We start from the raw sequence: 24,473 nt of genomic DNA, 5'->3' as shown, positions 1-24,473 counted from the left end.
TGAGAATCGAGCGACCCGCGCGGACGCCCGGCTCGTAGAAGACGGGTGAATATGCCGATACTGCCGGGGGCCGGCCAGCCCGCCCGGAGTTCCGCCATGCCCGGCACGCCCAGCACCGACCTTTCGCCCGAGCTCCGCGAGCACATGGCCCGCATCAAGGCCAAGGCGCTCGAGTACGGGCTCAACTTCTTCGAGGTCGTGTTCGAGGTGCTGCCCTTCGAGGTCATGAACCAGATCGCGGCGTACGGGGGCTTCCCGACGCGGTACCCGCACTGGCGGTGGGGCATGGAGTACGAGCGGCTCAGCAAGCGCGACGCGTACGGGCTGGGGCGCATCTACGAGATGGTGATCAACAACGACCCCGTGTACGCGTACCTGCAGGAATCCAACGCCGTCACGGACCAGAAGCTCGTCATGGCCCACGTCTACGGGCACGCGGACTTCTTCAAGAACAACCTCTGGTTCGCGAAGACCAACCGCAAGATGATGGACGAGATGGCGAACCACTCGACCCGCGTGCGACGGCACATCGAGCGTCACGGGCACGAGGTGGTGGAACGGTTCGTGGACGCCTGCCTCACGATCGAGAACCTCATCGATCCGCACAGCGTCTACAAGGGCGCGGTCGACGCCCGCCCGCCCTCCCCGCGCGACGACGACGGGCAGTCGTCCGACGCCTTCCACGCCGAGAAGCTCCCCGCCAAGGACTACATGGACCCGTTCATCAACCCGCAGGAGGAGCTCGACCGCCAGAAGCGCGAGCACGAGGCGGAGATGAAGGCCCAGCGCGCCCGCACCCCCGCCAGCCCCGAGCGCGACGTGCTGCTCTTCCTGCTGCGCCACGCGCGCCTGGAATCATGGCAGCAGGACGTGCTCGCGATCGTCCGCGACGAGGCGTACTACTACGCCCCCCAGGGCATGACCAAGGTCATGAACGAGGGCTGGGCGACGTACTGGCACTCCAAGCTCATGACGCAGCACTTCCTGGAAGCGCGGGAGATCGTCCACTACGCCGACCAGCACTCGGGCGTCGTCTACATGCCCCCGGGTGGGTTCAACCCGTACAAGATCGGCGTCGAGCTCTTCAAGGACATCGAACGCCGCTGGAACACCGGGCAGCACGGCCCGCGATGGGAAGACCTGCGCGAGCTGGGCGCCAAGGACGCCTTCGACGACAAGTCCATGCGCGGGCGCGACAAGATCTTCGAGGTCCGGCGCATCTACAACGACGTGTCGTTCATCGACGAGTTCCTCACCGAGGAGTTCGTCGAACGCCACCGCATGTACCAGCACGCCCGCGACCCGCAGACCGGCGAGATCAAGATCGTCTCGCGCGACTTCGCCCGCGTGAAGCAGACCCTCCTCCACCACCTCACCAACGCCGGCCAGCCCTTCATCTACGTCGTCGACGCCAACTACCTCAACCGGGGCGAGCTCGTCCTCGCGCACAAGTTCTCCGGGGTCGAGGTCGACGCGGCGCGGGCGGCCGAGGTGCTGCGCTCTCTCCGCGTCATCTGGGGACGCCCCGTCCACCTGCTCCTGCGCGTCAACGAAGAGCCCCACATGCTCACCCTCGCCGAGCACGCCGGGAAGATCACCAAGGAACGCGTGAACGAGGACACGCCCCGCCCCGCCCACAGCGTCTAGGCGCCGCGCCCCTGGTCCCGGGCCTTCGCGAGCATCTCGCGCAGCATCGGGGCGTTCTGGCGCAGCACCCGCGCGTTCGAGAGCCCCGAGGGCGTGATCGCCCCGAAGGGCGACATGATCGTCCAGTCGGTGAGGCGCGTGAAGGGATGGCGCCCGCGCTGGCCCTGGCGCATCGACGCGATGTCGTGCGGCTGGTTCACGAGCGTCGCGTCCACGCCGTCGTCGAAGACCTCGTGCACCTCGAACCACAGGTGCTCGCGCCCGCCCTCGCCCTCGGCGTCGGTCGGGTAGCCCATCTTGACGAGCGCGGGCAGCTCGAACTCGCGGAACTCCTCGAGGAACGCGCGGAAGACCCCCGTGGTCGCCGCGGCGCGGGCGCTCATGAGATCGGTGGCGGCGGAGGAGATCCGGAGCACGACGCCCTCGAGCGAGCCCTCCGAGCAGAAGCGCGACGGGCGCACCCCGCCGCCCTTGCCCAGCATGCGCGACATCAGGCCGCGCTTCGCCGGCTCGCACAGCACGCTGCGCGCGTCGGTGTGCCCGGGCTCGTTCCCGCCGCCCCGCAGCGCGACGTCCTCGGGCGGGGCCTCGCGGTCGAAGTCCGCCGCGGGCACCATCCGGACGACGCCCCCGGGGTGGGCGATCATGAACTCGGGCGTGTCCGGCTTCACCGCGCCCTCGAGGACCGCCTGGGCCATGGCGCTGACGAACCCGGAGCAGTCGGCGCTGAACTCCTTGCTCGGGCGCACGATGTCAAAGTCGAACGCGCCCAGCTCGCCCAGCCCGTGCGTGTGGATCCACGACGCGCGGGGCGATTCGGCGTTGGTGTCGTCGCACACGGCGTGGATCGCGAAGATCGCGGCGATGTCGAGGTCGGCGTCGTGCGACAGCTCCTCTTTCAGCATCTCGCGCGTCCAGAACAGCGTGGACAGGTGGTCGAGCGCGACCACCGCGTCGCGCCCCATCGCCGACGCCATGAACTTCAGCAGGTTCTTGCGGTCGCGCAGCACGTTCTTGCGGGCCGCGGGAACGCTGAACGACACGCCCTTGCCCGCGGCCTTGGCCTCGCCCTTCTCCGCGTCCGTCAGCCCGTTCTGGTAGTCGATGAACATGGGGTCAAACGGGGGCTGGTCCTGCCCGCAGATCATCGTCGCCTCGCCCCACTTCGCGTGGCGGAGCGTGAGGACCCAGCTCGCGGGCGAGTTGTTCGCGCGGGGCGTGATCTCCACGCCGTGCCGGCGCATGAAATCGAACTCCTCGGCCCGGGGCACGAGGTTGCCGCGGAAGAAGACGGTCCCGATCGACGGATTTTCCCTGCGCAGGAACTCGAACACGCCCCACCCCCCCGTGAAAGTTCGCGCGCCAGAATACCAGCGCGTGTCGCCCTCGGAGCGCGCGCGCCCCGGCAACAATCGGCCATGACGTACACCGCCCTCGCCCGACGCTATCGCTCGCAGCAGTTCGACGAGGTGGTGGGGCAGGAGCCCATCGCCCGCACGCTCCGCAACGCCATCGCCTCGGGACGGGTGGCCCACGCGTACCTCTTCACGGGCACGCGGGGCGTGGGCAAGACGACCATGGCCCGCCTCTTCGCCAAGGCGCTCAACGGGGGCTCGCCCGAGGTCGACGCCGCCATCATGAGCGGGCAGGACACCGACACCGTCGAGATCGACGCCGCCAGCAACACGGGCGTCGACAACGTCCGCGAACTCATCGCCAACGCCGCGTACCGACCGCTGCGGGGCAAGTACAAGGTCTACATCATCGACGAGGTGCACATGCTCTCGACGCAGGCGTTCAACGCCCTGCTCAAGACCATGGAAGAGCCCCCCGAGCACGTCAAGTTCATCCTCTGCACCACCGACGCTCAGAAGGTGCCCGCCACCATCCAGTCGCGCTGCCAGCGCTTCGACTTCCGCAACATTCCCGCGGCCCAGATCGCCGAGCACCTCGGCCAGGTCGCCCGCGCCGAGGGCGCCGCCGCCGACCCCGAACTCCTCCACCAGGTCGCGCGCCTCGGCAACGGCTCCATGCGCGACGCCCTCAGCCTCCTCGACCGCCTCCTCGCCGGGGGCGACAAGAAACTCACCCTCACGCTGCTCGAAGAGCTCCTGGGCCTGCCCGACCGCGAACTCATCGGCCAACTGATCGACGCGCTGGGCGCGGGCGATCCCGGCGTCGCCCTCGCCCGCGCCGACGACCTCCTCCGCAAGGGCGCGTCCGTCGACGTCCTCTTCGACGCCCTGCTGCTGCGCCTGCGCGACCTCATGGTCCTGGCGGCGTGCGGCGGGGCGACCCCGCTCGTCGAGCTCTCCGACGCCGCCCGAAGCGAAGAACTCGCGCGCGCGCGCCCCTTCGACGTCGCCGGGATCATCCACATGATCGCGCTCTGCGAGAACGTCCAGCGCGCCGCCAAGGGCTCCAGCGTGCCCAGAGCGCTCCTCGACGCCCTCGTCGTGCGCCTCGCCATGACCGACCGCGTCGCCGACGCCACGGCCATCGTCGCCGGAAAGGCCCAGGAGCAGCCGGCAAAAAAACGCTGACGCCGGCGCCCGCGGCCTTGCTCCCCACGGCCCGCGACGCCGGCGTTGAACCCACGCCCCCTCGACCACAGCCGCCCGCCCACACGGCCTCAGCCCCCGTGCTCCCGCCCGCCCCGGCGCCCACCACCCCCGGGCCACGCGACCCCGCCGGCGACCCCTGGGCCCAGGTCCTCTCCGCCGCCGCCCCCAACCGGCGGCTGCGCGTCCTCCTCAACGACTGCACCGTCGCCCGCGTCGAGGACGACCTCGTGGTGCTCTCCGTCAGCGACGCACTGCTCGGGGCGGCCCAGGCCAACGAGAAAGACCTGTGCGCGCTGCTCGCCAAGGCCTGGGACCGGGCCGTCCGCCTTGAACTGCGCTCGTCGAATCCTCCCGCGCCTTCGGGCGCCGCCGCCGAAACCCCGGCGGCACCCGGCGGGGCCCCGGGCCCGGACGCGCCGGCGAAGGCCGCCGAACTCCCGCTCGTGCGCCACGCCATGGAACTCTTCCAGGCGAGGCTCGTGAGCGTGCAGGCCCGCAAGCCCAAGGGCGAGTGAGGCGCGCGCCGGGCGACAGCCCGCGCGACCCGGCGCGCCGGTACCATCGCGCATGGCCGAACCCACCACTCCCCTCGCCGCCGAGATCGCGCGTGTCGCGCTCCTGCGGGGCTCGTTCACGCTCCGCTCGGGACGCACGAGCACCTACTACCTCGACAAGTACCTCTTCTCCACCCGCCCCGAACTGCTGCGCCAGCTCGCCCCGCTGTTCGCGGCCAGGGTCCGCGCGCTGGAATCGCGCCTCGGCGTGCGCGTGGCCCGACTGGCCGGGGCCGAACTGGGCGGCATCCCGCTCGTGACCGCCGCCAGCCTCGAGACCGGCCTCCCCTGCGTGTTCGTGCGCAACCAGAAGAAGGACTACGGCACGGCCAAGCAGTTGGAAGGCAAGGTCGGGCCGGGCGACATCGTCGTGCTGCTGGAGGACGTGGCGACCACCGGCGGGCAGGCGCTGGAGGCCGTGCAGGCCCTGCGCACCGCCGGCGCCGACGTCCGCGCGGTCGTCGCGACCATCGACCGGCTGGAGGGCGCCCGCGAGAACGTCGAGGGCGCGGGGCTGGCGTTCGAGGCGCTGTTCACCACGCGCGACCTGGGCGTGGCGGAGTAACACCCGCTCGCGCGGCTGCTTCTCCCCTGCGTTGCTCGCCTTTCCTGCGTTGCCCTCTGGCTGTCTCGCTGTCTCGCTCTCTCGCTCTCTCGCTTCTTCCTTCCGCTCACTTCTTTCCGATGGTGTCGTTCAGGAACTGCACCATCCGCTCGTAGAAGTACACGCGGTTGTCGAGCTTGGCGAAGCCGTGCCCCTCATCGGGCGCGATGAACACCCGCGGCATGATGTCCATGTTCTTCGTGGCGAACGCCTTGTCCTTCATGGCGACGCTGAGCTGCATGGCCTCTTCGACGGGCACGCGCGGGTCGTTGAACCCGTGCGCGATGAAGATCGGCACGTTGAGCTTGTCGTAGTACGACGAGGGCGATACCTCGGCGAGGAACTCCGGGTCGCTCAGCGGGCCGTACTCCACCTCGCGCAGCTTGCGCCGGTACCCGGCGGTCTTCTCGAGGAAGGTCTTGAGGTTGACGATGCCAACGATGTTGACGCCCGCGCCGAAGAGGCGCTGCGTGCGGTCGTTGCCGTCGACGTGCTTCTGGTCCTGCACGAGGCACGCGACGGACATGTACCCGCCGTACGACCCGCCCCAGGTCGCCATCTTGCCCGGCGCGCTGTAGCCCTCCTTGTCGAGCCACTCCGCGGCCTCCACGCCGTCGCGCACGCTGTCCCAGCGGTTCTTGTAGTCGTCCATCATGTGGAACGCGCGCCCGTAGCCGACGCTCCCGCGCACGTTCGGCAGCAGCACGCCGTAGCCCTTGGACACGAGGTACTGGATCGGGGCGGCGAAGGTCGGGCGGTGCTGGCCCTCGGGCCCGCCGTGGTAGTGCACGAGGAACGGGATCCGCGTGCCCTTCGCGTAGCCCGGGGGCAGGTAGAGGAACGCGGGGATCGGCGTCCCGTCGAAGCTGGCGTACGTGATGAGCTCGGGCAGCGGGAACGAGCCGAGGTTGATCCCCTGCGTGTCGGGGTAGGTCAGTTGCCGCGTGAGCGGCGCCCCGAGCTGCGCGCCGGGCTTGGGATAGGTCGTCGCGAACGCCGCCGAGGGCGTGCGCGCGTTGTTCATGGTCCACACGAGCGTGCGGTTGCGCAGGCCCGCCGAGCCGACGACGCCCTGCTCGGCGGTGGGGGCGGGCATCTCGCGGAGGTCCGGCAGCGAGTAGACGTGCACGACGCCGAACCCGTTCTCGTTCGTGTTGACGACGAGGAACTCGCGCTCGTGGTCGACGCCCGCGCCGTCGACTTCCACCGCGCTCAGCGAGGGCAGGGGCTCGCTCACCGCGCCGCTCGCCAGGTCGCGCAGGTACAGGCGCCGGATTCCCTGCTCGTTCGCGTCCGAGACGAGGAACACGCCCTTCTCGTCGGGCGTGTAGCCGGCGACGGTGCACGACGCCGTGCCGCCGCCCTCCGGGCGGATGGTGATCTCGCGGCGCTGCCCGCTCGCGACGTCGAGCTCGAACACCTGGCTGTCGGAGATCGACGTGTACTTGCCCACCAGCACGCGCCCGCCGTCCCGCGTGACGTCGTCGGCGCTCCACGACCCGGTCTCGCTCAGGATCCGCGTCGTCTTCCCGCTCGCGAAGTCGTGGCGGTACAGGTGGAAGTCCGTCGGGCTGTCCTGGTTCGCCGAGTAGATGAACCCGCTGCTGTCGTGCAGCCACGCGTTGATCGACGCCTGCACCTTGGGGTCGGCGAGGATCGGCCGGGTCTTGCCCGTCGCCGGGTCCATGTGCGTGAGCTGCGTGTTCTCGTTCCCGCCCACGGCGTGCATCAGGATCACGTGGCGCGAGTCCGGCGACACCGAGAACCCGCCCAGCCCGTCCGTGTAGTTCGTCAGGCGTTCGAACGTCGCCTCGCCCGGCTTGTACGACGGGGCGGCGTCGGCCTTGCCCTTCCCCTGCGCGGGCGTCACGCGGTACAACTGCCACACCCCGTCGGGCCAGTCGCGCAGCAGCAGCGACCCGTCGGGCATCAGCGTCGGCGCCCCGGGCGCCCGGATCTTCAGGAACTGCTCGATCGATGGGGCGCTCGTCCCGGGAGCCCCCCGCGCGGGCGCGCCGCCCCCCGCCGGCTGGCCCCCCTGCACGACACCCACCATGGCCGCCAGCCCGACCACCGCCGCCAGCCCCACCGCGTACGCACGATGCATGCCGTCGCCTCCTGGTTTGTCCGGGCCGCACGCCCGTCAGCCCCGATCGTTCAGAACATCCACCGCCCAAAGATGCCCCACAGCATCAGGCCCGTCAGCAGCACCGCCACGACCACCACCCACGTCTTTGCGCCCGTGCCCCGACGCTCCTCGCTCGACACGGCATGGCCGCACTTCCAGCAGATCGCCACGTCGTCGTACAGTTCGGCCCCGCACTCGCGGCAGGTCGTGGTGACATCGCCGAACGCCTCGACGTCCGCGTCGCTGGGACCCTCGTCGAACTCGTCGTCCGGCCCTGTGCCGGCGCGCCGTGCCATGCCGGGGAGTCTACACCCGACGCCCGGCGCAAAGCACCCGTCAAGTTTCATGGGCCCGCCGTCAGGTTTACTGGCCAACCCCGTTCGCGCGTGTATGGATTATCTTCCGGCCAGCGCCTGGCCCGGAATGTCGGAGGGGTTCCCATGCGCCGTGTCTTCGTTCCCGTGGCCTTCGTTCACGCGGTCCTTGTCCCCGTCCTCGCCGCCGGCACCGCCGTCGCCCAGCCCGCCGTCGACCAGGACAACCTGCTCCCGGCCTTCTTCTTCGGCGGCGCGATCATCCGCGAGGTCGGCCGCGCCCAGACCTTCACCGTCGGGCTCGGCGGCACGCTTACGTCGGTCGACCTGCAGCTCTGGCGCAGCCCCAGCACGCCGCTGCCGGACGTCACGTTCACGCTGCTCGGCACCACGCCTCTGGGCTTTCCCGATCCCGCCAACGTCCTCGCGACCCGAACGATCCCCATCACCAGCATCCCCGAGTCGACGTTCATCCCCGACCCGCCCTTCCCGCCGATCACGGTCGACCTCGCGGCCGACATGATCCCCGTACAGCCCGGCGAGGTGTACGCGATCGCCCTCACCCGCGCCGGCCTGGGCTCGCCCCCCTGGGTCCTCTGGGGCAGCAGTGGCGGCGAGTCGTACGCCGGTGGCAACGGGTACTTCATCCAGCCCAACGGCCAGGGCTGGCAGATCGGTGACGCCGATTTCGGCTTCCGCACGGTCGTCAATGTGCCCGCGCCCGGGGCCGCCGTCTTCGCCGGCCTGCTCTTCGCTCCGCTCGCCCGTCGGCGGCGGTAAGGCCCTCTCGTGGGCGACGCGGCCTTTCGCGCGGTTGTCCTGTCGTTGCGCCGGGTTTCGTGCCGGGTTCGCGCCGAGTTTGGGCGTGGCTTTGTCGCGCCGGCCCGCTCGCGCGGGGAGAAAAGAACTCCCCCCGATCGACGGCCAGGACACCGGCGGCACCGGGCCCGGAACGCTTATGGCTGCTGCGGTCAAGCCCTGACCAGGTTCACGCCCAAACCCGTGCACCGGGCCCGGCCGTCGATCGGGGGAAGCGGGCAAGCGTAGCGCCCTACCCCTCCAGCCGTCCCCGCCACGCCGCCAGCGTCTCTCCACGTGTCAGGTCGAACTTCAGCGGCGTCACCGTGATGCACCCCCGCAGCAGTTCGTCCACGTCCGAGCCCGCGTCGGTGCCCATGAAGTCCAGCCCGTGCCCGGCCGCCCAGTAGTACGCGCCCCCCGCCGGGCTTACCCGGCGCTCGTACTTGTCCACCAGCCCGTGCGTGTTCATCGGGCACACCCGGATCGGCGGCACCTTGCCCGCATCGACCGCCGGGCCGCTCCCGTCCGTCGCCGGCACGTTCACGCTCAGGCACTCGTGCGGGCGGGGCAGCCCGCCGGCGAGAATCCGGTCGATCGCCGCGCGGCACCACGCCGCCCCAACCTCGTAGTTCGCCTTCCCGCGACCGCGGATCATGCTGCACGCGATGCTGGGCACGCCCAAGAACGCGGCCTCGATCGCCGCGGCGACCGTGCCCGAGTAGATCACGTTCACGCCGACGTTCGCGCCGTCGTTCATCCCGCTCACCACCAGGTCGGGGCGCGATCCCTCGCCGAACCGCTCGGGCCACAGGTTCGCGATCGCCAGCTTCACGCAATCCGCCGGGCGTCCGTCCACGCTGAGCCCCTCGAACTTTGCGCTGCCCGCGAGCTCGACCGTTTCCTCGCCCACCATCAGGGGCGTGTGGTAGGTCACGCCGTGGCTCGTCGCCGACTGCACCGTGAGCGGCGCGATGACGTGCACCACGTCGCGCGGGGCGCGGCTGGCCTCGTCGGGCACGCGGGGCATGCCCCCGTGCCGCCGGTGCAGGTCGATCAGCGCCTCGTACATCGCCCCGATGCCGGGCGCGCGGATGCCGTCGTCGTTGGTCAGCAGGATGCGCATGGGCGACGGTACGCGCCGCGCGGGCCCGATCGCGCCCGCGGCGCCTGTCAACGCATCTCGACGATCACCGGCACCGTCACACGACGCGTCCACTCCGACGGCGCCTGCGTCCACCACAGCACGCTCTCGGGCGTCGTCTCCTGGCGGGCCAGCGGCTCGGCCAGTTCCTCGAGCTGCGCCTCGCCCTGCAGGCGTTCGGCCAGCAGGTCGCGCGCGCCCTCGATCGCGTCCGCCGTCGCGGGGATGTCCATCGTGTACGCCCCGCGCACCCGCAGCAGCGGATCGTCCGGGTTCGGCGCGCCCGCCCCGGGCAACGCAGCGCCGGGCCCCACCAGCGGCGCCAGCAGCCGGCGAGCCGCCTGCTCTTCCGACGATGCGAGCACGGGCCCGCCGTCGCGCGGCGTGGCGAGCGCGATCACCGCCTCCGGCGGCAGGTTCTTCGTCAGCCGCCACGCGTGCCCGGATCGGCCCGCGCCCGCGGCTTCCAGGCTCCGCAGCCCGCGCACGTCGTTGGACTTCACCCGCAGCGCCAGGCGGCCCTCGCTCGCCAGCGACAGCGCCCGCTCGCCCGAGGGCGACGCCGCCACGTCGAGCCCTTCCTCCGCCGACGCGATCATGGTGGCCGGGGCCTCGGCGACACTCGAGCCCGCGTCGGCGATCGCCTCGCGCGCGTTGGACGCCGCGGCCCGCTCCGGGGCCGGCGCGGGCGTCGCGTCCGCGAGGCGGGGCTCCTGCCGCGCGCCGCCCCGCGGGACGAGCAGCAGCGAACTCCAGTAGATCCCCCCGCCGACCAGCAGCATCAGCCCGGCGGCGAGCGCGAACGCCGGCGCATGACGCGTCCAGTGTCCGCTTCCCCGGTGGCGCACGTCGTCGGCCAGCGAGATGGGGATCGACGACCGCTCAGACCCGACGAGCGCGTCGCGCTCCAGGGCGGCCAGCACGCGGCCCATCAGTTCCGGCGGCGCCTTCTCCAGCCCCACGCTCCGCAGGGCGCGCTGGTTGGCGCGCATCTGCTCGATCCGCGTCCGCACGCCGGCCCGCCCCGACGCCGCCTCGAGGCGCGCCTGCTCGGCCGCGGACAACCGCCCCTCGATCCAGTCGATGAACTGGCTCTCGTCGAGCGGGCGGTCGCCCGGTCGGTCGGAGTTGGGCAGGTTCGTCGTCACGCGGTTCCAGACCTCTTGGGCGATGCCCGATCCATCGATTCCACGCCTTCCCGCAACGCCGTCCGCGCGCGGAAGAGACGGCTCTTGACCGTTCCGATCGCCACGCCCAGCACCTCGGCGATCTGTTCGTAACTCTGCCCGTGACAGTCGCTCAGAATGAGCACCGCACGCTGATCCGGATCCAGCAGACGCAGGGCCGCCATCACGCGGGCCCGGTCCTCGTGAAGTTCGACGCGGTCGTCGGCGTTCTGTTCCCGTTCCTGTTCGAAACCGACGCCCCGCCCTCCCTCGCGGGCCCCGGATTCCGCGGGGTCGGTCAACGCGTCCAGGCTGGCGTGGCGACGGACTTTCTCGGCCCGCAGGCGCGAGAGGCACACGTTCATGGTGATCCGGATCATCCAGGTCGAGAGCTTCGCCCGCGCGTCGAAGGTGTGCAGCCCCTGGATGATCTTGACGAACGCGTCCTGCGTGAGGTCCGCGGCGAGGTCCCGGTCTCTGACCATCCGCACGCAGACCGAGAAGAGCCGGTCCTGGTACCGCGCGATCAACTGGGTCCAGGCGCGGCTATCGCCCCGCCGGATCGCGTCGACGATCTCCAGGTCGCGGGAATCATCGGTGTCGAGCGCGCCGGGCTCGCTGCGCGTGTGGCGGTTGGTGGGCACGGGTCGGAGCACAGTGTACGGGTGCGGGGAGAACCCCGGTTGCGATCCGCGCCCATCCCTACCATGCCCGAGCCCCCATGCCGAACCCCACCCCCGAGACCCCCCGCCGGGCGACCAGCCTGCGAGCGCAGGGTGCCCGCGCGCGCCGGGGCGTCTATCTCGCGGCGGGGCTGCTGTGCGTCGGGCTGGGCGCGGTGGGCGTGTTCGTGCCGGGCATGCCCACGACGATCTTCCTGATCGTCGCGTCGTTCTTCCTGGTCCGCAGCAGCCCGACGCTGCAGGCCCGCCTGGTCCGCAGCCGCTTCTTCGCGCCGTACGTCCGATACCTCGACGGCGACACGCCCATGCCCCGCAAGGCCAAGGTCCTCGCCATCACGATGATGTGGGCCATGATCGCCGCCAGCAGCGCCCTGCTGGTCTGGCGGGAAACCCCTGCCTGGGTCGTCACCATCGTCGTCGCGTCGGGCGTCGTCGGGACGGTCGCGATCATCCGGTTCAGGGGCGTTCGACGGGGGTAAGTGCCTGGACGACCAGTTGTATTCGCGCGTAGCATTTGCGGGGACAAAAATATACTGTAAGACCAAAAAGTAGAATTTGGGCTACGTCATTCTATACTCCGGTCATGCGACGGTCAGACTTCCAGGGGCTGGTACCGGGTCGAATAACGACGACCGAATTCGAGGATCGCGGGCGCCGGATTGCCATTGAGGCGTTTGTCCCTTCGCCGCTGCCCCCCGCGCTCGACCGGGTGTCGTTCCTCGGGCGGTTGTACGATTCGTTGGAGTACGCCGAGCGCTCGTTGCAGCGGCTTGACGGCGTGATCGACGCCCTGCCGGGGCGCACGGTACTTCTCGGCGCCTTGCGGGTGCGCGAGGCGCAGACATCGTCACGAATCGAGAACACGTTCGCGACGGTGCGGGAGATCGTCGGTGCGAGCGCGGACGCTCCGAACACACGTCCCGAAGCGTTGGAGGTGCTGCGCGCGAGGCTGGCGATAGAAAGAGCGCTCCGATCGGACCTGCCGATCAGCGGGCGGCTGCTGCGCGACATGCACCGCGTGCTGGTGATTGATGCGTCCAAGCGGCCCGGGGAGTTCCGCGACGTGCAGGTCTGCATCGGGGACGAGCACCGTGGGATCGAGTACGCGCGCTTCGTGCCTCCGCCCGCGGCGGAGGTCGAGGCGTGCATGCGCGACTGGGAGTTGTTTGCGAATCCGGGCTCCCTGAACGCCCCGGGGCGCGAGCGCTGGCCGGACCTCGTCGAGCTCGCGTTTGCGCATTACCAGTTCGAGACCATCCATCCGTTCAGCGACGGCAACGGGCGGCTCGGGCGCGCCATCGTGACGCTGACGCCCGTCAAGCAGGGCTGGCTGAAACACCCGGTCTGCACCGTCAGCGAGTGGGTCTCGGAGCACCGCGCCGAGTACTACGACGCCCTGCTGCGGGTCAGCACGCACGCCGACTGGGAAGGCTGGGTGCGGTTTTTCTGCACCGCGGTCGCCGAGCAGGCAAAGGCCGACATGGCCCGGGCGACGCGTCTGAGCGCGCTGTACGAGCGGTACTCGAACCTGATCCTGGGGAAGCCCGGCAGCGTTCGCCTGATCCGGCTGCTCGATCACCTGTTCGATCGTCACGCGCTGACCATTCCGGATGTGGCGAGCCTGCTCGGCATCACGTATCCGCCCGCGAAGAAGCACGTCGAGAAGCTCATGACGATGGGCATTCTGCGTCTGCTGTTCGAGGCGAACTACGGCAAGGTCTACATCGCTGAGGAGGTCGTTCGGGCGATCCACGGTGCGGACGAATCAGAACCCGACGCGCCGCCCGCATAATCATCCGTGAGGACTGGTGAACTGCGGCGTTTGAGCACCACGTTCGCCCGCCGTACTCTGCACGTCTATGCCGATTCTCGTCCATGCCCAGACCCGCGTCATCTGCCAGGGAATCACCGGCTCGTTCGGGGCCAGCCACACGAAGGGGTGCCTGCACTACGGCACCAAGATGGTGGGGGGTGTCACGCCCGGCAAGGGCGGCACGAAGGACGACAACGGGCTCCCGGTCTTCGACACCGTCGAGAAGGCGGTGCGCGAGACCGGCGCCGACGCGACGATGATCTTCGTGCCCCCGCCGTTCGCGGCGGACGCGATCCTCGAGGCCGCCGACGCGGGCATCCGGGTCATCAACTGCATCACCGAGGGCGTGCCGGTGCAGGACATGATCCGCGTGCGGGCGCTGCTCGATGAGCGCAACGGCACGAAGGTGATGAGCGAGGCGAAGAACGGGGTCATTCTGATCGGCCCCAACTGCCCGGGCGTGATCACGCCGGGGCCCAAGACCGGCGGGGGCACGGGCCCGGGCGATCCGTACACGAACGCCGGGTGCAAGATCGGGATCATGCCCGGGTACATCCACACGCACGTGAGCCAGTCGAAGCTGGGCAAGAGCGTGGGGATCGTGAGCCGCTCGGGCACGCTGACGTACGAGGCGGTGTGGCAGACCAGCCGCCTCGGGCTTGCGCAGTCCACGTGCGTGGGCATCGGGGGCGACCCGGTGCGGGGGGTGGATCACATCGACGTGATCCGGATGCTCGAAGCGGACCCCGAGACGCACGCGATCCTGATGATCGGCGAGATCGGCGGAACGGACGAGATCGTGGCCGCCCAGTTCATCGCGGCGCACGTCAAGAAACCGGTGGCGGCGTTCATCGCCGGGCGCACCGCGCCCCCCGGGCGACGCATGGGGCACGCGGGGGCGATCATCGGCGGGGCGGACGACACCGCCGACGCGAAGATCGCGGCGCTCACGAAGGCCGGCGTCGAGGTGGCGATGAGCCCTGCGGACATGGGCACGGCCGTGGCGAGGGCGATGAAGCTCGGCGTGTAAGCGAGGGCGCCGTGGGACGACTACCCAGCCCATCCAAGCCGTGGCTGCATACGTGGGCCCCGCTCCTCCTGGCGGGGTTCGCTGGGGTCGCGGCGATACTTGGCGCCCTGGCTGCTGCATGGAAGGCGATCATCGATGCCCGAGCGGGGCAATCCTGGGTGTTACCCGCGTTGGTGACGGCCGTCCTTTTCGCGGTGTTTGCCCGAGAGGTGCTCTCGCTGCATCGTGCATTCATGGAGGCAAGACGCCAGCGCCGCTTCGAGGAAGCCCACGAACTTCAGGCCGCGTGCCAGGTTTTGCGAGAGCAGCTTGGATCGCGCTTGCGGAGGGAAGTCGAGGCGCTGCCGGAGGATCGTCGGCCGACTGCAATCCGGGTGTGTGTCTATAGAGTGGCTCCGGTTGGAAGGGAACTGAGTCCGGAGTTGGAGCGCGTGACTCCATATGCCGTCGGCGAGGGCGGTGATCCCGGTGAGGTCGGAAAGCGGATCTCCAGTGCGTGCGGCGTTATCGGATTGTCGTATCGCACTCAGTCTCCGCAGATCGGGAATAGACAGGGCGAGTCCATCGAGGACTTCCGGAAGGAGATGATCGCAGAATGGGGGTTCGACCCCGACGCCGCTCGAACGCTGAACGAGACTCGCTGGAGTTTCCTCGCCTTGCCGATACAGACGCCTGAGGGCAAGGTAGATGCCATCGTTTTTGTGGATTCGGAACTCAAGAACTGCTTCATGGTTGACGTCGTAGAATGGTTCGTCATGCCTGCCTGTGACGCCATGCGGATCGTGATCGAGCGGAGATACGGAAATGCCGGCTGAGACCGCGGTACCCCAGACACCTCGCCCGATGATCATCGATCGGCGCCTCGTCTCGAAGCCGGGCGCGCAGCTCGAGGTCTATACCCTGGTGCTCAGCGACGAGTGGAAGAAGCGGCTGACCATTCGGCGCAAGCCCGGGTTCTGGAGCTTTCTCCGCCCCCGTCAGGCATTCTGACCGTCCGCGCGGCATGGGCGTATGAACCCCCGCGCGTCTGTCACCCGGGCCGCTCCCGGCAACCGATACCATCGGGCGTCATGGCGAAGAAGCCCGCGGCCAAGAAACCCGACTCGCCGCCACCCGCGCTGCCGCGCGTCGCCCTCCTGCCCGGCAAGGAGTCGTTCCTCCGCCACATCCGCACGCAGGAACTCCGCGACGAGCTTTCCAAGGCCCACGGCACCATCGACACGGTGCTCTACGACGGGCTCTCGTGCTCGGCGGCGGACGTCCTGGACGAATGCCGCAGTTTCGGGCTGATCGCGTCGTACAAGCTCGTCGTGCTCGACAACGCCGAGTCGCTGATCAAGGACGACACCCGGGCGCTCTTCGAGCGGTACTGCGAGTCCGTCGCCGAGCAGCCGGAGGTCGGGGCGACCCTGCTGCTCCGGGCCGACATCTGGCGGAAGGGCAAGCTCGACGCGTTGATCGAGCGGGTCGGGTGGATCCGCGTCTGCGACGAGCCCCGCGAGGACGACGCGGTCCGGTGGGTCATCGGACGCGCCCAGAAGGAGCACAAGGCGCCCATCGACCCCGACGCCGCCCGCAACCTGGTCGATCGCGTGGGCCCGCGCCTGACGCGGCTTGACAGCGAGCTGGGCAAGCTGGCGGCGGCGAGCGGGGGTGGCACCATCACCAGCGACCTCGTCGCGTACTTCGTCGGGGCCTCGCGCGAGGAAGCGGTCTGGGGCATCCAGGAAACGCTGCTGCGCGCCGGGCCGGAAGAGGCCCTCCGCCACGTGCGCTACGTGCTCGACGTGTCGCGCCAGCCGGCGCAGCTCGTCTCGTACGCGCTCGTCGACCTGGCGCGGAAGGTCCACGCGGTGTCGCGCGCCACGCGCAGCGGCGCCAGGCCCGACGACCTCAAGCCCCTCAAACTGTGGGGGCCCTCGGGCGACGCCATCCGTGACGTGGCACGCCGCACCGACCCGGACCGGGCGCTCGAACTCTTCCGGGCCGCGGTGCGGGGCGACGCGCGCTCCAAGAGCGGCCTGGGCGAGCCCGAACGCACGCTCGAGATGATCGTGCTCGAGTTCGCGAAGACGCTCGGCACCGGTTGAGGGCCTACCCCGCGCGACGCTGACGGCGCGGCGGTGGCGGAAACTCGATCGCTTCGATGAGCAGCACGTCGACGAATGACCCGCCTTCGCCCTTGGGGTTGAAGACGTACGCCGAGCGCCCGTTGCTGCTGACGGCGACCAGGCCGGGGTTCGCGACTTCGATGGTCCTGCCACTCCCGAAACGGAGCACGAACGGCACGAACGGCTCCGCCGCGAGAGCATCCTTGAGTGTGTCGACGTGCATGCGCTGCTCCCTGCTCTGCAAACAATAGTGCGGCACGCCGGGCGGCTGCGGCTTCACACAATCCGGGTCGGCGAGAGCGCGGGGTCCGTGTCGGGGCGCCGCGATCAGCCGGAGTGCTTCTCGGGCGCTGGTTTTTTTCGGGCGTTCGCGCTCGCGGGATGCGCGGGCGGCGCGGCGTTGGTCGGTCCGAGACCTCGGCGCCGGGGGCACGCCGTGGAAGTGCCGGCCCGCGAGCGGCCGATCCTGTCGTCGCGTGGACGGGGCGCCGGCCGCAAGGCGGCGCCGGGAGAGGGTTTCCATGCTCGTCCGCTCGCTCGTCGTCGGTGCCGGGTTGGCCGCGTCGCTCTGCGCCCTGGCCCAGCCGCCCAAGGAATCGGACTGCGGGGTGACGACGCCGGCGTCCGCCCGCACGCCCCGGGCCGAACACGCCATGTCGCTGCGCGAGCAACTCCGCGGCGAGTGGGACGGGCAGATCCAGGTCGTGACCGCCGAGGGCGCCTCGAGCACCGGCTACGCCAGCATGTCCGTGCGTCCGCGCGAAGGCCGCCTCATCCTCGCCTTCGAGGGCGTCGCGGGCAAGAAGGTCGTGGAGGGCGTGGGGGCGATGTCGTTCCAGGGCGACGAAGCCGCGAGCGTGGTCGATTCCGCGATCCTCGGCGCGCAGCGCGCGATGATGCGCGTGCCCTGCGAAGAGCAGGGTGTGCTCGTCTTCCGGGCGTTCGAGACCGACGCGAAGGGCTCGCCCGAGATCGAGCAGGTCGTGCGGATGCCCGACGCCAACGCCGTGCGGATCGAGTTCGCCCGCGTCCACGCCGACGGGCGGCGTGAGCGACTCGCGGTGATGGACATGATCCGCCTCCCCGCGGGCGAGGTGGCGATGGCCTCGGCGATGCTGCAGAACGAGGCGAAGATCAAGGCCGTCGGCCAGCAGGTGCAGGCCTCGGTCCCCGCCACCGACGAGTGACGACGCGCACACCCCCGCGGGCGTGGATCGATGCGCCGGTTCACGCCCGCGCGGCCCGGGACGGGGCGGTGTGCCGCGCCCCTGACCCGTCCCGCTCAACCCTTGTTCTTGTAGTAGTCGAGGTTCACCTGGACGAACTTGTTCCACTCGGTGGGCAGGTCTTCCTGCTGGAAGATCGCCTTGACGGGGCACTCGTCCACGCAGAGGGCGCAATCGATGCACGTGTCGGGGTCGATGAAGAGCTGCGTCGCGGTCGCGAAGTCCGGCTCGTTCTTCGTCGGGTGGATGCAGTCCACCGGGCAGACCGCCACGCACGAGGTGTCCTTGGTGGCAATGCAGGGTTCGGCGATGACGTGAGGCATGGTCCGTCCTTACGAAGAGAGGAGTCAGAACCGCGGATCGTACCCGCGCGCGTTGGGGGCGATGTCCTCGCGCCCGGCCGCGCGAGCGCCGGAGACGGCGTGCCGCCCTTGCTCTCGCGCTCGGGGGCGGTATTCTTCTCGTGCGGTGGCATTCGCGCGGCGTCCCCTTGGCGAGGCCGGACGTGCGCGCGGATCGGTGGCGTCCGACGGCGTAGCGCCGGGCGGACGACGGAGGCGTGGCGCGCTGTTCGCCCGTCGCCGGCAAAGCGCCCGAGCGTCAAGCCACTCGCGCGACGGCCCGCCGTCGCTCGCCGACCGCACCGCACCGATCCGGCCCGTCGCCGTGAGTCGGACGGGGATGAATCTCCACCCATGGCCGCCATCACGCACTCTCGGTCCGCGTTCCTCCACGGGCAATGGACCCCCGAAGAAGCCGGCGCGCTCTATGGCGTGCCGGACTGGGGCAAGGGCTACGTCGGCGTCAATCCCGCCGGGCACCTCACCGTCATGCCCATGAAGGACCCCGCCCGCCAGATCGACCTCTACGAGGTCATCAAGGGCCTGAACGAGCGGGGGATCCACACCCCCGTGCTTCTCCGCTTCAACGACATCCTCGTCCATCGCCTGCGCGAGCTGCGCAAGGCCTTCGACGACGCCATGCACGACCAGGGGTACACCGGCGGGTACTCCTGCGTCTACCCCATCAAGGTCAACCAGCAGCGCCACGTCTGCGAGCAGATCGCCCGCCTCGCCGTAGAACTCAACTTCGGCCTGGAGGCCGGCAGCAAGCCCGAACTCCTCGCCGTCCTGGGCCTCTCCGCCTCCGCCGGCGGGCCGGGCACCAACGGCATGCCGATCATCTGCAACGGGTTCAAGGACGACGAGTTCATCGAGACCGTCACCCTCGCCACCAAGCTCGGGCGCAACATCATCCCCGTCGTCGAGAAGTTCAGCGAGCTCGAGCTCATCGTGAAGCACGCGAAGGCCTACGGCGTGCGTCCGCGGATCGGCCTGCGCGTGAAGCTCTCCGCCCGCGGCGCGGGGCGCTGGGAGGGGTCGGCGGGCGTCCGCAGCAAGTTCGGGCTCTTCGTGTCCGAGTGCCTCAAGGCCGTGGAGTACCTGAAAGCCCACGGGATGCTCGACTGCCTGAACCTGCTGCACTGCCACGTGGGCAGCCAGCTCTACGACATCAAGGTCCTCAAGAACGCCGTCAACGAGCTGGCCCACGTCTACTGCGAACTCCGCGAGATGGGCGCCGGGCTGAGCATGCTCGACATCGGGGGCGGGATGGGTGTGGACTACGACGGCTCGCAGAGCGCGTGGTCCAGCTCGATCAACTACACGCCCCAGGAGTACGCCGCGGACGTCGTCTACCGCATCAAGAGCGTCTGCGATAGCGCGGGCGTGCAGCACCCGACGATCCTGAGCGAGTCCGGGCGGGCGATGGTCGCGTACTCGTCGGTCCTGATCGTCGATGTCCTGGGCACCAGCCACTTCGAGAGCAACCCGAACCTCGCCGAGATCGAGGGGGCGATCAAGGCCGAGGCCGAGCCGCCCCAGCCCGTGCTCGACCTGCTCGATGCCTACCGCAGCATGACCGACCGCAACCTGCTCGAGACCTACCACGACAGCACGCAGGCCCGCGACGAGGCCATGAGCCTCTTCAGCCTCGGGTACATGTCGCTGTCGATGCGCGGGGCGGCCGAGCAGCTCTTCTGGGCCATCTGCGCCAAACTGCTGGAGAAGGCCTCCAAGAAGGGCGAACTCCCGGACGAGTTCGAGGGCCTGCCCGAACTGCTCAGCGATATCTACTTCTGCAACTTCTCGTTGTTCCAGTCCATGCCCGACAGTTGGGCCATCGACCAGCTCTTCCCGATCGTCCCCATCCACCGCCTGAACGAAGAGCCCACCCGCCGCGGCATCCTCGCCGACATCACCTGCGACAGCGACGGCAAGGTCGATCGCTTCGTCGACAAGCGCGTCGACAAGAAGACCCTGGAACTCCACGACGTCCGCCCGGCGAAGGGCGCGGAGGCCGACGGCGTCACGGGCGTCGAGCCTTACTACCTCGGCGTGTTCCTGCTCGGGGCGTACCAGGAAATTCTGGGCGACCTGCACAACCTGCTCGGCGACACTCACGCCGTGCACATCTCGCTCGACGACCACGGCGGGTGGGAGATCGACGAGGTGATCGAGGGCGACACGGTCGAGGAAGTGCTGGCGTACGTGCAGTACGACGTGCCGGACCTGAAGAAGGCGATGCGCCAGGACGTCGAGGCCGCGTGCCGCCAGGGGCGCCTCACGCTCTCCGAGGGCAAGAGCCTGCTGAAGTACTACGACGACGGGCTCGAGGGGTACACGTACCTCGAGGGCTGAGCGGCACTGGCGTACGAGCCCGATGCTCTACGAGCCCGACGCGCACGCGAGGGGTCCGTTCGCCGTCCTCCCCGTCGGGAGATGTGGTGGGCCGTCGAGAACCACGAGCGTCTTGTCGTGCTGATCTCGATCTAGAAGAACCGGTGCCCGTTGCGGCGGAAGCGCGCGACGTCGTCCTTGGTCGGCATGGCGAAGTGGCTCTGCTCGGCCTCGGGGTTGGGCGTGAGCGGCGGGCTGCCCGCCTCGACCAGGCGGACGCACTCGATGATGGCCTCGGCCGCGAGGTCCTTGCTCCGCGCCATCACGTCCTCGAGCGAGTCGTGCTTCCAGATGCGGTACCGCTTCTGCACGACGATCGGCCCGTTGTCGAGCTTGCGATCGACGTAGTGCACGCTCGAGCCGCCCCACGCCTCGCCGTTGGCCAGCGTCCAGAAGCTCGGCATCAGCCCGCGGTACTTCGGCAGCAGCGCGCCGTGGCAGTTCACGATGCCGAAGGGCGTCTGCATCCGCAGGTCCTTGCGGTAGAGCTGCGTCCCGCTGATCGAGACGATGAACTCCACGCCCCGCTCGCGCAGCAGCCCCCGGAACGCCTCGCTGTTCACGTCGTCCGTGCGGTCGACGGGCACGCCGTACTTGCGCGCGACGGCCTCAACCGAGTAGCACCGGCGCGTGCTGCCGAGCACGCCGTTGACGATCTTCGCGCGCACCTTGTTGAAGACCATCCGCGCGGCCTTGTAGCCGAAGTAGACCGGGCCGTAGACCTTCAGCAGGTCGCGCGCGGTTTCGACCATCGTGCGCTTGCCCTGGTTGTTGCCCTGGATGTTGACGCCCGCGGTGCTGTCGGCGAACTCGCGCAGGTACTTGTCGAGCACCTTGGGCAGGTAGTCGGTCTCGTCCTGGATGAAGACGTACTTCTTGAGCGTGCGTCCGGGCGGGGTGAGCACGAGGAACTCGTACCCGCTGGCGGCGCTGCCCGCCAGCGTGGGCTCGAGCTCGAAGGCCGACCCCGACGACGCGAACGCGCGACCCGCCGCTGAAGCCCGTACGTCCGGTGCGATCGTCATGCGAACTCCACTCCGCGCCGCGTCGGCGCGCCCGCCTCACGCGGCGTTGGTCACGCCGCCCCGCGCCCCGGCCGCGTCCGGCTGCGCTCCTACTGATTCGATCAGTTCGACCCAAGCGCGGCAGGCGGTCTCGCGGTCGTACCGACCGCTGATCGCCCGGCGCGCGTTGTCGCCCATCGCCCGCCGCCGGGCCGCGTCGTCACGCAGGGCGAGGATCGCCCGCGCGAGCCCGTCGGCGTCGCCCTCGCGCACGGTCACGCCCGCGTCGCTCTCGCTCAGCACCCGGGCGATCTCGCTCGACGTGTTGCCCACGAAGATCGACGCCCGTCCCACCGCCATGATCCCGAACAGCTTGCTCGGCACCATGATCCCCTCGACCCCCTCGCGCAGCGAGATCAGGTGGATGTCGCCCGCGGAGAGCGACGCCCCGAGCTGCTCGCGCGGCTGGTAGTCGTGCCACGCGGCGTTGGTCAGTCCCTTCTCGCGGATGAACGACTCGACCTCGGCCCGGCGCTTGCCGCCCCCCACGAAGACGAACCGCAGGCCCGCCTCGGCGCGCAGGCGTTCCATCGCGCCCAGGATGGTCGTGGCGTCGTGCCCGATGCCGAAGTTGCCCGAGTACATGACCACCAACTCGCCGCCGGGCGCCCACCGGGCCCGGTACGGGTTGGCCTCGTGCGCCACGGGCTCGACCCCGGCGAGATCGGCCCAGACAGGGATCAGGCGGACCTTGGATTCCGGCACGCCCTTGGCGAGCACGCGATCGCGCATGCAGCGCCCGAGCACGACGTCCACGTCGCTGCGCCGCAGCAGGAACCGGTTGAGTCTCTCGAACAGGCGGGTGGGGAGGGCGGCGGGCTTCATCACGCCGCACGCGACCGGAAGGTCGGGGTACAGGTCCATGACCCAGTAGATGGCGCGCGAGCCGCGGAGCACGCGGCAGATGAGCCCCACCAGCGCGATGAACGGCGGGGTCGTGTAGCAGATCACCACGTCCGCCCGGGGCAGGGTCAGGGCCTTGATCAGCGCGAGCAGGTAGAACAGCGCGAAGTCGGCGATGCGGGCGGCGTACCCGGCCTTGCCGAAGAGACTCGCGCCGACCCGGTGCACGCCGATCGGCAGCCCCCCCGGCACCTCGATCGCCTCCCGGCGCGGGAGCACCGCGCCGGACCGCCCGTAGATCGAGCGGCTCGCGATGGCCATGACCTGGTGCCCGCGCCGCGAGAGCTCGTCGGCCAGGTCCTTGCCCATCTGGGCCGTGGCGACAACGTCCGGGTGGAACGCCTGGTTCAGCAGGAGCACGCGTCGGGCTGGACGGGTCGGGGCGGGCACGTCGGGGATTATCGGCACCCCGGGGGAGGAAGTTCGCGCGCAGCCGAACGGATCAGTGCCCGCTGTGCAGATCGTCGAGCGGGCTGTTCGTGTGATCGGACCGGACCGTGTTCTTCGCGGTGTCCAGACGCCACGAGCAGTCCTGCGGCGTGGTCGTGCCGTCGATCCGGATGGACGGGCACACCGTGTACGGGTTCTGCGGGACGGAACGCAGGTACGACCCGAACCGGCCGGCGGGCGTGAGGTTGCCGCGGGCGTCGGTTCTGCCCGTCAGCCTGGCGGCGATTGCACCGTGGTCGGTGTCGATGTTGCCGTCCGGGTCAAAGGCCGGAGACCGTCCGTCGTGCTCGGCGGCGTACAGGTCGATCGCGGTCTGCAGGGCGATCGTGTCCGCGTGCAGCCGTCGGAGCATCGCGTTCTCGGCGCCCCGGGACACCCTGGGGATCGCGATGGCGACGATGAGGCCGAGCACGACCACGACGACCACAAGCTCGAGGAGCGTGAACGCGGGGTGGGCGGAACGTCGGCGCACGCTCCGACATCGGACGCCGGGACCTCGGGCTGTATCCGACCGAAGGCCCGGCGAGGGCCGCGTGCCCGGGCGACCCGCGCACGCGGCGAAGGTCACGCCGTGTGCGACCGGTACCACTCGATCGTCCGCTTCAGCCCTTCCTCGAAGGGCATGGCGGCCCGCCAGCCGAGGAGGTCGGCGGCCTTGTCGACGCTGAGTTGACGCCGCGGCTGGCCATCGGGCTTGGTCGGGTCCCAGGTGATCTTGCCGGCGAACCCGGTCAGTTTCACGATGAGTTCGACGAGGCTCTTGATCGTGATCTCGAAGCCCGCGCCCAGGTTGATGGGCGTGGGGTCGTCCATGACTTCGGCGGCCCGGAGGATGCCCTCGGCGGCGTCGTCGACGTACAGGAACTCGCGGCTGGCCGCCCCCGTGCCCCAGCAGACGATCTCCTTGTCGCCCCGGGCCTGGGCCTCGACGCACTTGCGGATGAGCGCCGGTATGACGTGCGAAGAGTGGAGGTCGAAGTTGTCGTACGGGCCGTAGAGGTTCACGGGCAGCACGTACGACGACTTCATGGCGTACTGGAGCTTGTACGCGTCGAGCATCTGCCACGCGGCCTTCTTGGCGACGCCGTACGGCGCGTTGGTCTCTTCCGGGTAGCCGTTCCAGAGGTCGTCTTCCTTGAACGGAACGGGCGTGAACTTCGGGTAAGCGCAGATGGTGCCGACCTGGATGAAGCGTCCGTCGCGCTCGACGAGCCCGTCGAGGCGCGCCTGCTCGATGAGGTGCAGGGCCATGGCCATGTTGGCGTAGAAGTACCGCCCGGGGTTGGCGCGGTTGGCGCCGATGCCGCCGACTTCGGCCGCGAGGTGGATGACGACGTCGGCCTTCGCCCCCTTGAACGCGGTGCGGTAGAGCGACTGCACGCTGGCCATGTCGGTGAGGTCGAAGTGCTTGCGCCGGGGGATGAAGATGTTGGCGTCGGGCACGCCCCGGGCGCGGAGGCGATCGACGACGTGGCGCCCGAGAAACCCGGCGCCGCCGGTCAGGATGATCCGCTTGGACGAGAGGTCGGTTGGCAT

The 24,473-nt window shown here is 69.8% G+C and carries 25 protein-coding genes and 1 other RNA gene; 13 read left to right on the top strand and 13 right to left on the bottom strand.

Annotated elements, in window-relative coordinates; all coding sequences use genetic code 11:
- The first annotated feature begins 96 nt into the window (after nt 1-96).
- Nucleotides 97-1,647 carry a SpoVR family protein gene (locus SFY69_02140; protein MDX2130836.1) on the top strand — a complete coding sequence of 517 codons (1,551 nt, stop codon included), beginning with the start codon at nt 97-99 and terminating at the stop codon, nt 1,645-1,647.
- On the opposite strand, the gene SFY69_02135 is transcribed toward SFY69_02140, so the two are convergent.
- Nucleotides 1,644-2,981, bottom strand: a complete 1,338-nt coding sequence (locus SFY69_02135; GenBank protein MDX2130835.1) for a DUF4026 domain-containing protein — start codon at nt 2,979-2,981, stop codon at nt 1,644-1,646. The two genes, SFY69_02140 and SFY69_02135, sit on opposite strands and share 4 nt — an antisense overlap.
- A gap of 84 nt (nt 2,982-3,065) precedes the next feature.
- Between SFY69_02135 and dnaX the strand changes: the two genes are divergently transcribed.
- The 3 genes from dnaX to pyrE all read left to right on the top strand — a co-directional run bounded on the left by dnaX (nt 3,066) and on the right by pyrE (nt 5,330).
- Nucleotides 3,066-4,190 (top strand): DNA polymerase III subunit gamma/tau, encoded by a 1,125-nt coding sequence (gene dnaX / locus SFY69_02130; protein ID MDX2130834.1) that lies wholly within the window; start codon nt 3,066-3,068, stop codon nt 4,188-4,190.
- A 98-nt stretch (nt 4,191-4,288) separates the two neighbouring features.
- Complete coding sequence (locus tag SFY69_02125; protein MDX2130833.1) at nt 4,289-4,726, top strand: hypothetical protein; 438 nt, start codon at nt 4,289-4,291, stop codon at nt 4,724-4,726.
- 52 nt (nt 4,727-4,778) lie between these two features.
- Nucleotides 4,779-5,330 carry an orotate phosphoribosyltransferase gene (gene pyrE, locus SFY69_02120; protein ID MDX2130832.1) on the top strand — a complete coding sequence of 184 codons (552 nt, stop codon included), beginning with the start codon at nt 4,779-4,781 and terminating at the stop codon, nt 5,328-5,330.
- Nucleotides 5,331-5,436: 106 nt separating this feature from the next.
- Here the strand turns inward: pyrE and SFY69_02115 are convergent, their stop codons facing one another.
- Together SFY69_02115 and SFY69_02110 are read right to left on the bottom strand one after the other, a co-directional pair.
- Nucleotides 5,437-7,476 (bottom strand): S9 family peptidase, encoded by a 2,040-nt coding sequence (locus tag SFY69_02115; protein MDX2130831.1) that lies wholly within the window; start codon nt 7,474-7,476, stop codon nt 5,437-5,439.
- Between the two features lie 50 nt (nt 7,477-7,526).
- Nucleotides 7,527-7,793 carry a hypothetical protein gene (locus tag SFY69_02110; GenBank protein MDX2130830.1) on the bottom strand — a complete coding sequence of 89 codons (267 nt, stop codon included), beginning with the start codon at nt 7,791-7,793 and terminating at the stop codon, nt 7,527-7,529.
- 144 nt (nt 7,794-7,937) lie between these two features.
- Between SFY69_02110 and SFY69_02105 the strand changes: the two genes are divergently transcribed.
- Entirely contained in the window at nt 7,938-8,591 is a 654-nt protein-coding gene (locus tag SFY69_02105; GenBank protein MDX2130829.1) for a hypothetical protein, read from the top strand.
- Between the two features lie 139 nt (nt 8,592-8,730).
- Here the strand turns inward: SFY69_02105 and ffs are convergent.
- The 4 genes from ffs to SFY69_02085 form a co-directional block, all read right to left on the bottom strand.
- Nucleotides 8,731-8,830, bottom strand: an RNA gene (ffs, locus tag SFY69_02100) — signal recognition particle sRNA small type.
- 32 nt (nt 8,831-8,862) lie between these two features.
- The gene (gene surE, locus SFY69_02095) at nt 8,863-9,735 is read right to left on the bottom strand and encodes a 5'/3'-nucleotidase SurE (protein MDX2130828.1); all 873 of its coding nucleotides are present in this window, start codon (nt 9,733-9,735) and stop codon (nt 8,863-8,865) included.
- A 47-nt stretch (nt 9,736-9,782) separates the two neighbouring features.
- On the bottom strand, nt 9,783-10,901 hold the full coding sequence (locus tag SFY69_02090; protein ID MDX2130827.1) for a hypothetical protein: 1,119 nt from the start codon (nt 10,899-10,901) through the stop codon (nt 9,783-9,785).
- Nucleotides 10,898-11,563, bottom strand: a complete 666-nt coding sequence (locus SFY69_02085) for a sigma-70 family RNA polymerase sigma factor (GenBank protein MDX2130826.1) — start codon at nt 11,561-11,563, stop codon at nt 10,898-10,900. The genes SFY69_02090 and SFY69_02085 overlap by 4 nt, the downstream gene beginning before the upstream one ends.
- A gap of 77 nt (nt 11,564-11,640) precedes the next feature.
- On the opposite strand from SFY69_02085, the gene SFY69_02080 reads away from it, so the two are divergent.
- The 6 genes from SFY69_02080 to SFY69_02055 all read left to right on the top strand — a co-directional run bounded on the left by SFY69_02080 (nt 11,641) and on the right by SFY69_02055 (nt 16,535).
- Nucleotides 11,641-12,081 carry a YbaN family protein gene (locus tag SFY69_02080; protein ID MDX2130825.1) on the top strand — a complete coding sequence of 147 codons (441 nt, stop codon included), beginning with the start codon at nt 11,641-11,643 and terminating at the stop codon, nt 12,079-12,081.
- Between the two features lie 104 nt (nt 12,082-12,185).
- Nucleotides 12,186-13,394 carry a Fic family protein gene (locus SFY69_02075; GenBank protein MDX2130824.1) on the top strand — a complete coding sequence of 403 codons (1,209 nt, stop codon included), beginning with the start codon at nt 12,186-12,188 and terminating at the stop codon, nt 13,392-13,394.
- A gap of 67 nt (nt 13,395-13,461) precedes the next feature.
- On the top strand, nt 13,462-14,445 hold the full coding sequence (gene sucD, locus SFY69_02070) for a succinate--CoA ligase subunit alpha (protein MDX2130823.1): 984 nt from the start codon (nt 13,462-13,464) through the stop codon (nt 14,443-14,445).
- A 173-nt stretch (nt 14,446-14,618) separates the two neighbouring features.
- Complete coding sequence (locus SFY69_02065) at nt 14,619-15,260, top strand: hypothetical protein (GenBank protein MDX2130822.1); 642 nt, start codon at nt 14,619-14,621, stop codon at nt 15,258-15,260.
- 28 nt (nt 15,261-15,288) lie between these two features.
- Nucleotides 15,289-15,435: a hypothetical protein gene (locus SFY69_02060; protein MDX2130821.1), complete on the top strand. Its 147-nt coding sequence runs from the start codon at nt 15,289-15,291 to the stop codon at nt 15,433-15,435.
- Nucleotides 15,436-15,515: 80 nt separating this feature from the next.
- Nucleotides 15,516-16,535 carry a hypothetical protein gene (locus SFY69_02055; GenBank protein MDX2130820.1) on the top strand — a complete coding sequence of 340 codons (1,020 nt, stop codon included), beginning with the start codon at nt 15,516-15,518 and terminating at the stop codon, nt 16,533-16,535.
- 4 nt (nt 16,536-16,539) lie between these two features.
- Here SFY69_02055 and SFY69_02050 read toward each other — a convergent pair whose 3' ends face one another.
- The gene (locus SFY69_02050; protein MDX2130819.1) at nt 16,540-16,779 is read right to left on the bottom strand and encodes a hypothetical protein; all 240 of its coding nucleotides are present in this window, start codon (nt 16,777-16,779) and stop codon (nt 16,540-16,542) included.
- A 298-nt stretch (nt 16,780-17,077) separates the two neighbouring features.
- Between SFY69_02050 and SFY69_02045 the strand changes: the two genes are divergently transcribed.
- On the top strand, nt 17,078-17,743 hold the full coding sequence (locus SFY69_02045; protein MDX2130818.1) for a hypothetical protein: 666 nt from the start codon (nt 17,078-17,080) through the stop codon (nt 17,741-17,743).
- A 95-nt stretch (nt 17,744-17,838) separates the two neighbouring features.
- Here the strand turns inward: SFY69_02045 and SFY69_02040 are convergent, their stop codons facing one another.
- Nucleotides 17,839-18,105 (bottom strand): 4Fe-4S binding protein, encoded by a 267-nt coding sequence (locus SFY69_02040; protein ID MDX2130817.1) that lies wholly within the window; start codon nt 18,103-18,105, stop codon nt 17,839-17,841.
- 372 nt (nt 18,106-18,477) lie between these two features.
- Between SFY69_02040 and speA the strand changes: the two genes are divergently transcribed.
- Entirely contained in the window at nt 18,478-20,481 is a 2,004-nt protein-coding gene (speA, locus tag SFY69_02035; protein MDX2130816.1) for a biosynthetic arginine decarboxylase, read from the top strand.
- 131 nt (nt 20,482-20,612) lie between these two features.
- Here the strand turns inward: speA and SFY69_02030 are convergent, their stop codons facing one another.
- The 4 genes from SFY69_02030 to SFY69_02015 form a co-directional block, all read right to left on the bottom strand.
- Entirely contained in the window at nt 20,613-21,545 is a 933-nt protein-coding gene (locus SFY69_02030; protein ID MDX2130815.1) for a formyltransferase family protein, read from the bottom strand.
- Nucleotides 21,546-21,581: 36 nt separating this feature from the next.
- A complete protein-coding gene (locus SFY69_02025; GenBank protein ID MDX2130814.1) occupies nt 21,582-22,877 on the bottom strand; it encodes a glycosyltransferase family 4 protein in 1,296 nt (431 codons plus the stop codon).
- 52 nt (nt 22,878-22,929) lie between these two features.
- Entirely contained in the window at nt 22,930-23,409 is a 480-nt protein-coding gene (locus SFY69_02020; GenBank protein MDX2130813.1) for a prepilin-type N-terminal cleavage/methylation domain-containing protein, read from the bottom strand.
- A gap of 92 nt (nt 23,410-23,501) precedes the next feature.
- Nucleotides 23,502-24,473, bottom strand: a complete 972-nt coding sequence (locus SFY69_02015; GenBank protein ID MDX2130812.1) for a GDP-L-fucose synthase — start codon at nt 24,471-24,473, stop codon at nt 23,502-23,504.

It is taken from the genome of Planctomycetota bacterium, assembly GCA_033763975.1.
Classification (GTDB): domain Bacteria; phylum Planctomycetota; class Phycisphaerae; order Phycisphaerales; family UBA1924; genus RI-211.
Note: the sequence above shows the minus strand (reverse complement) of the source record. Positions and strands in the feature narration are given on the sequence as shown.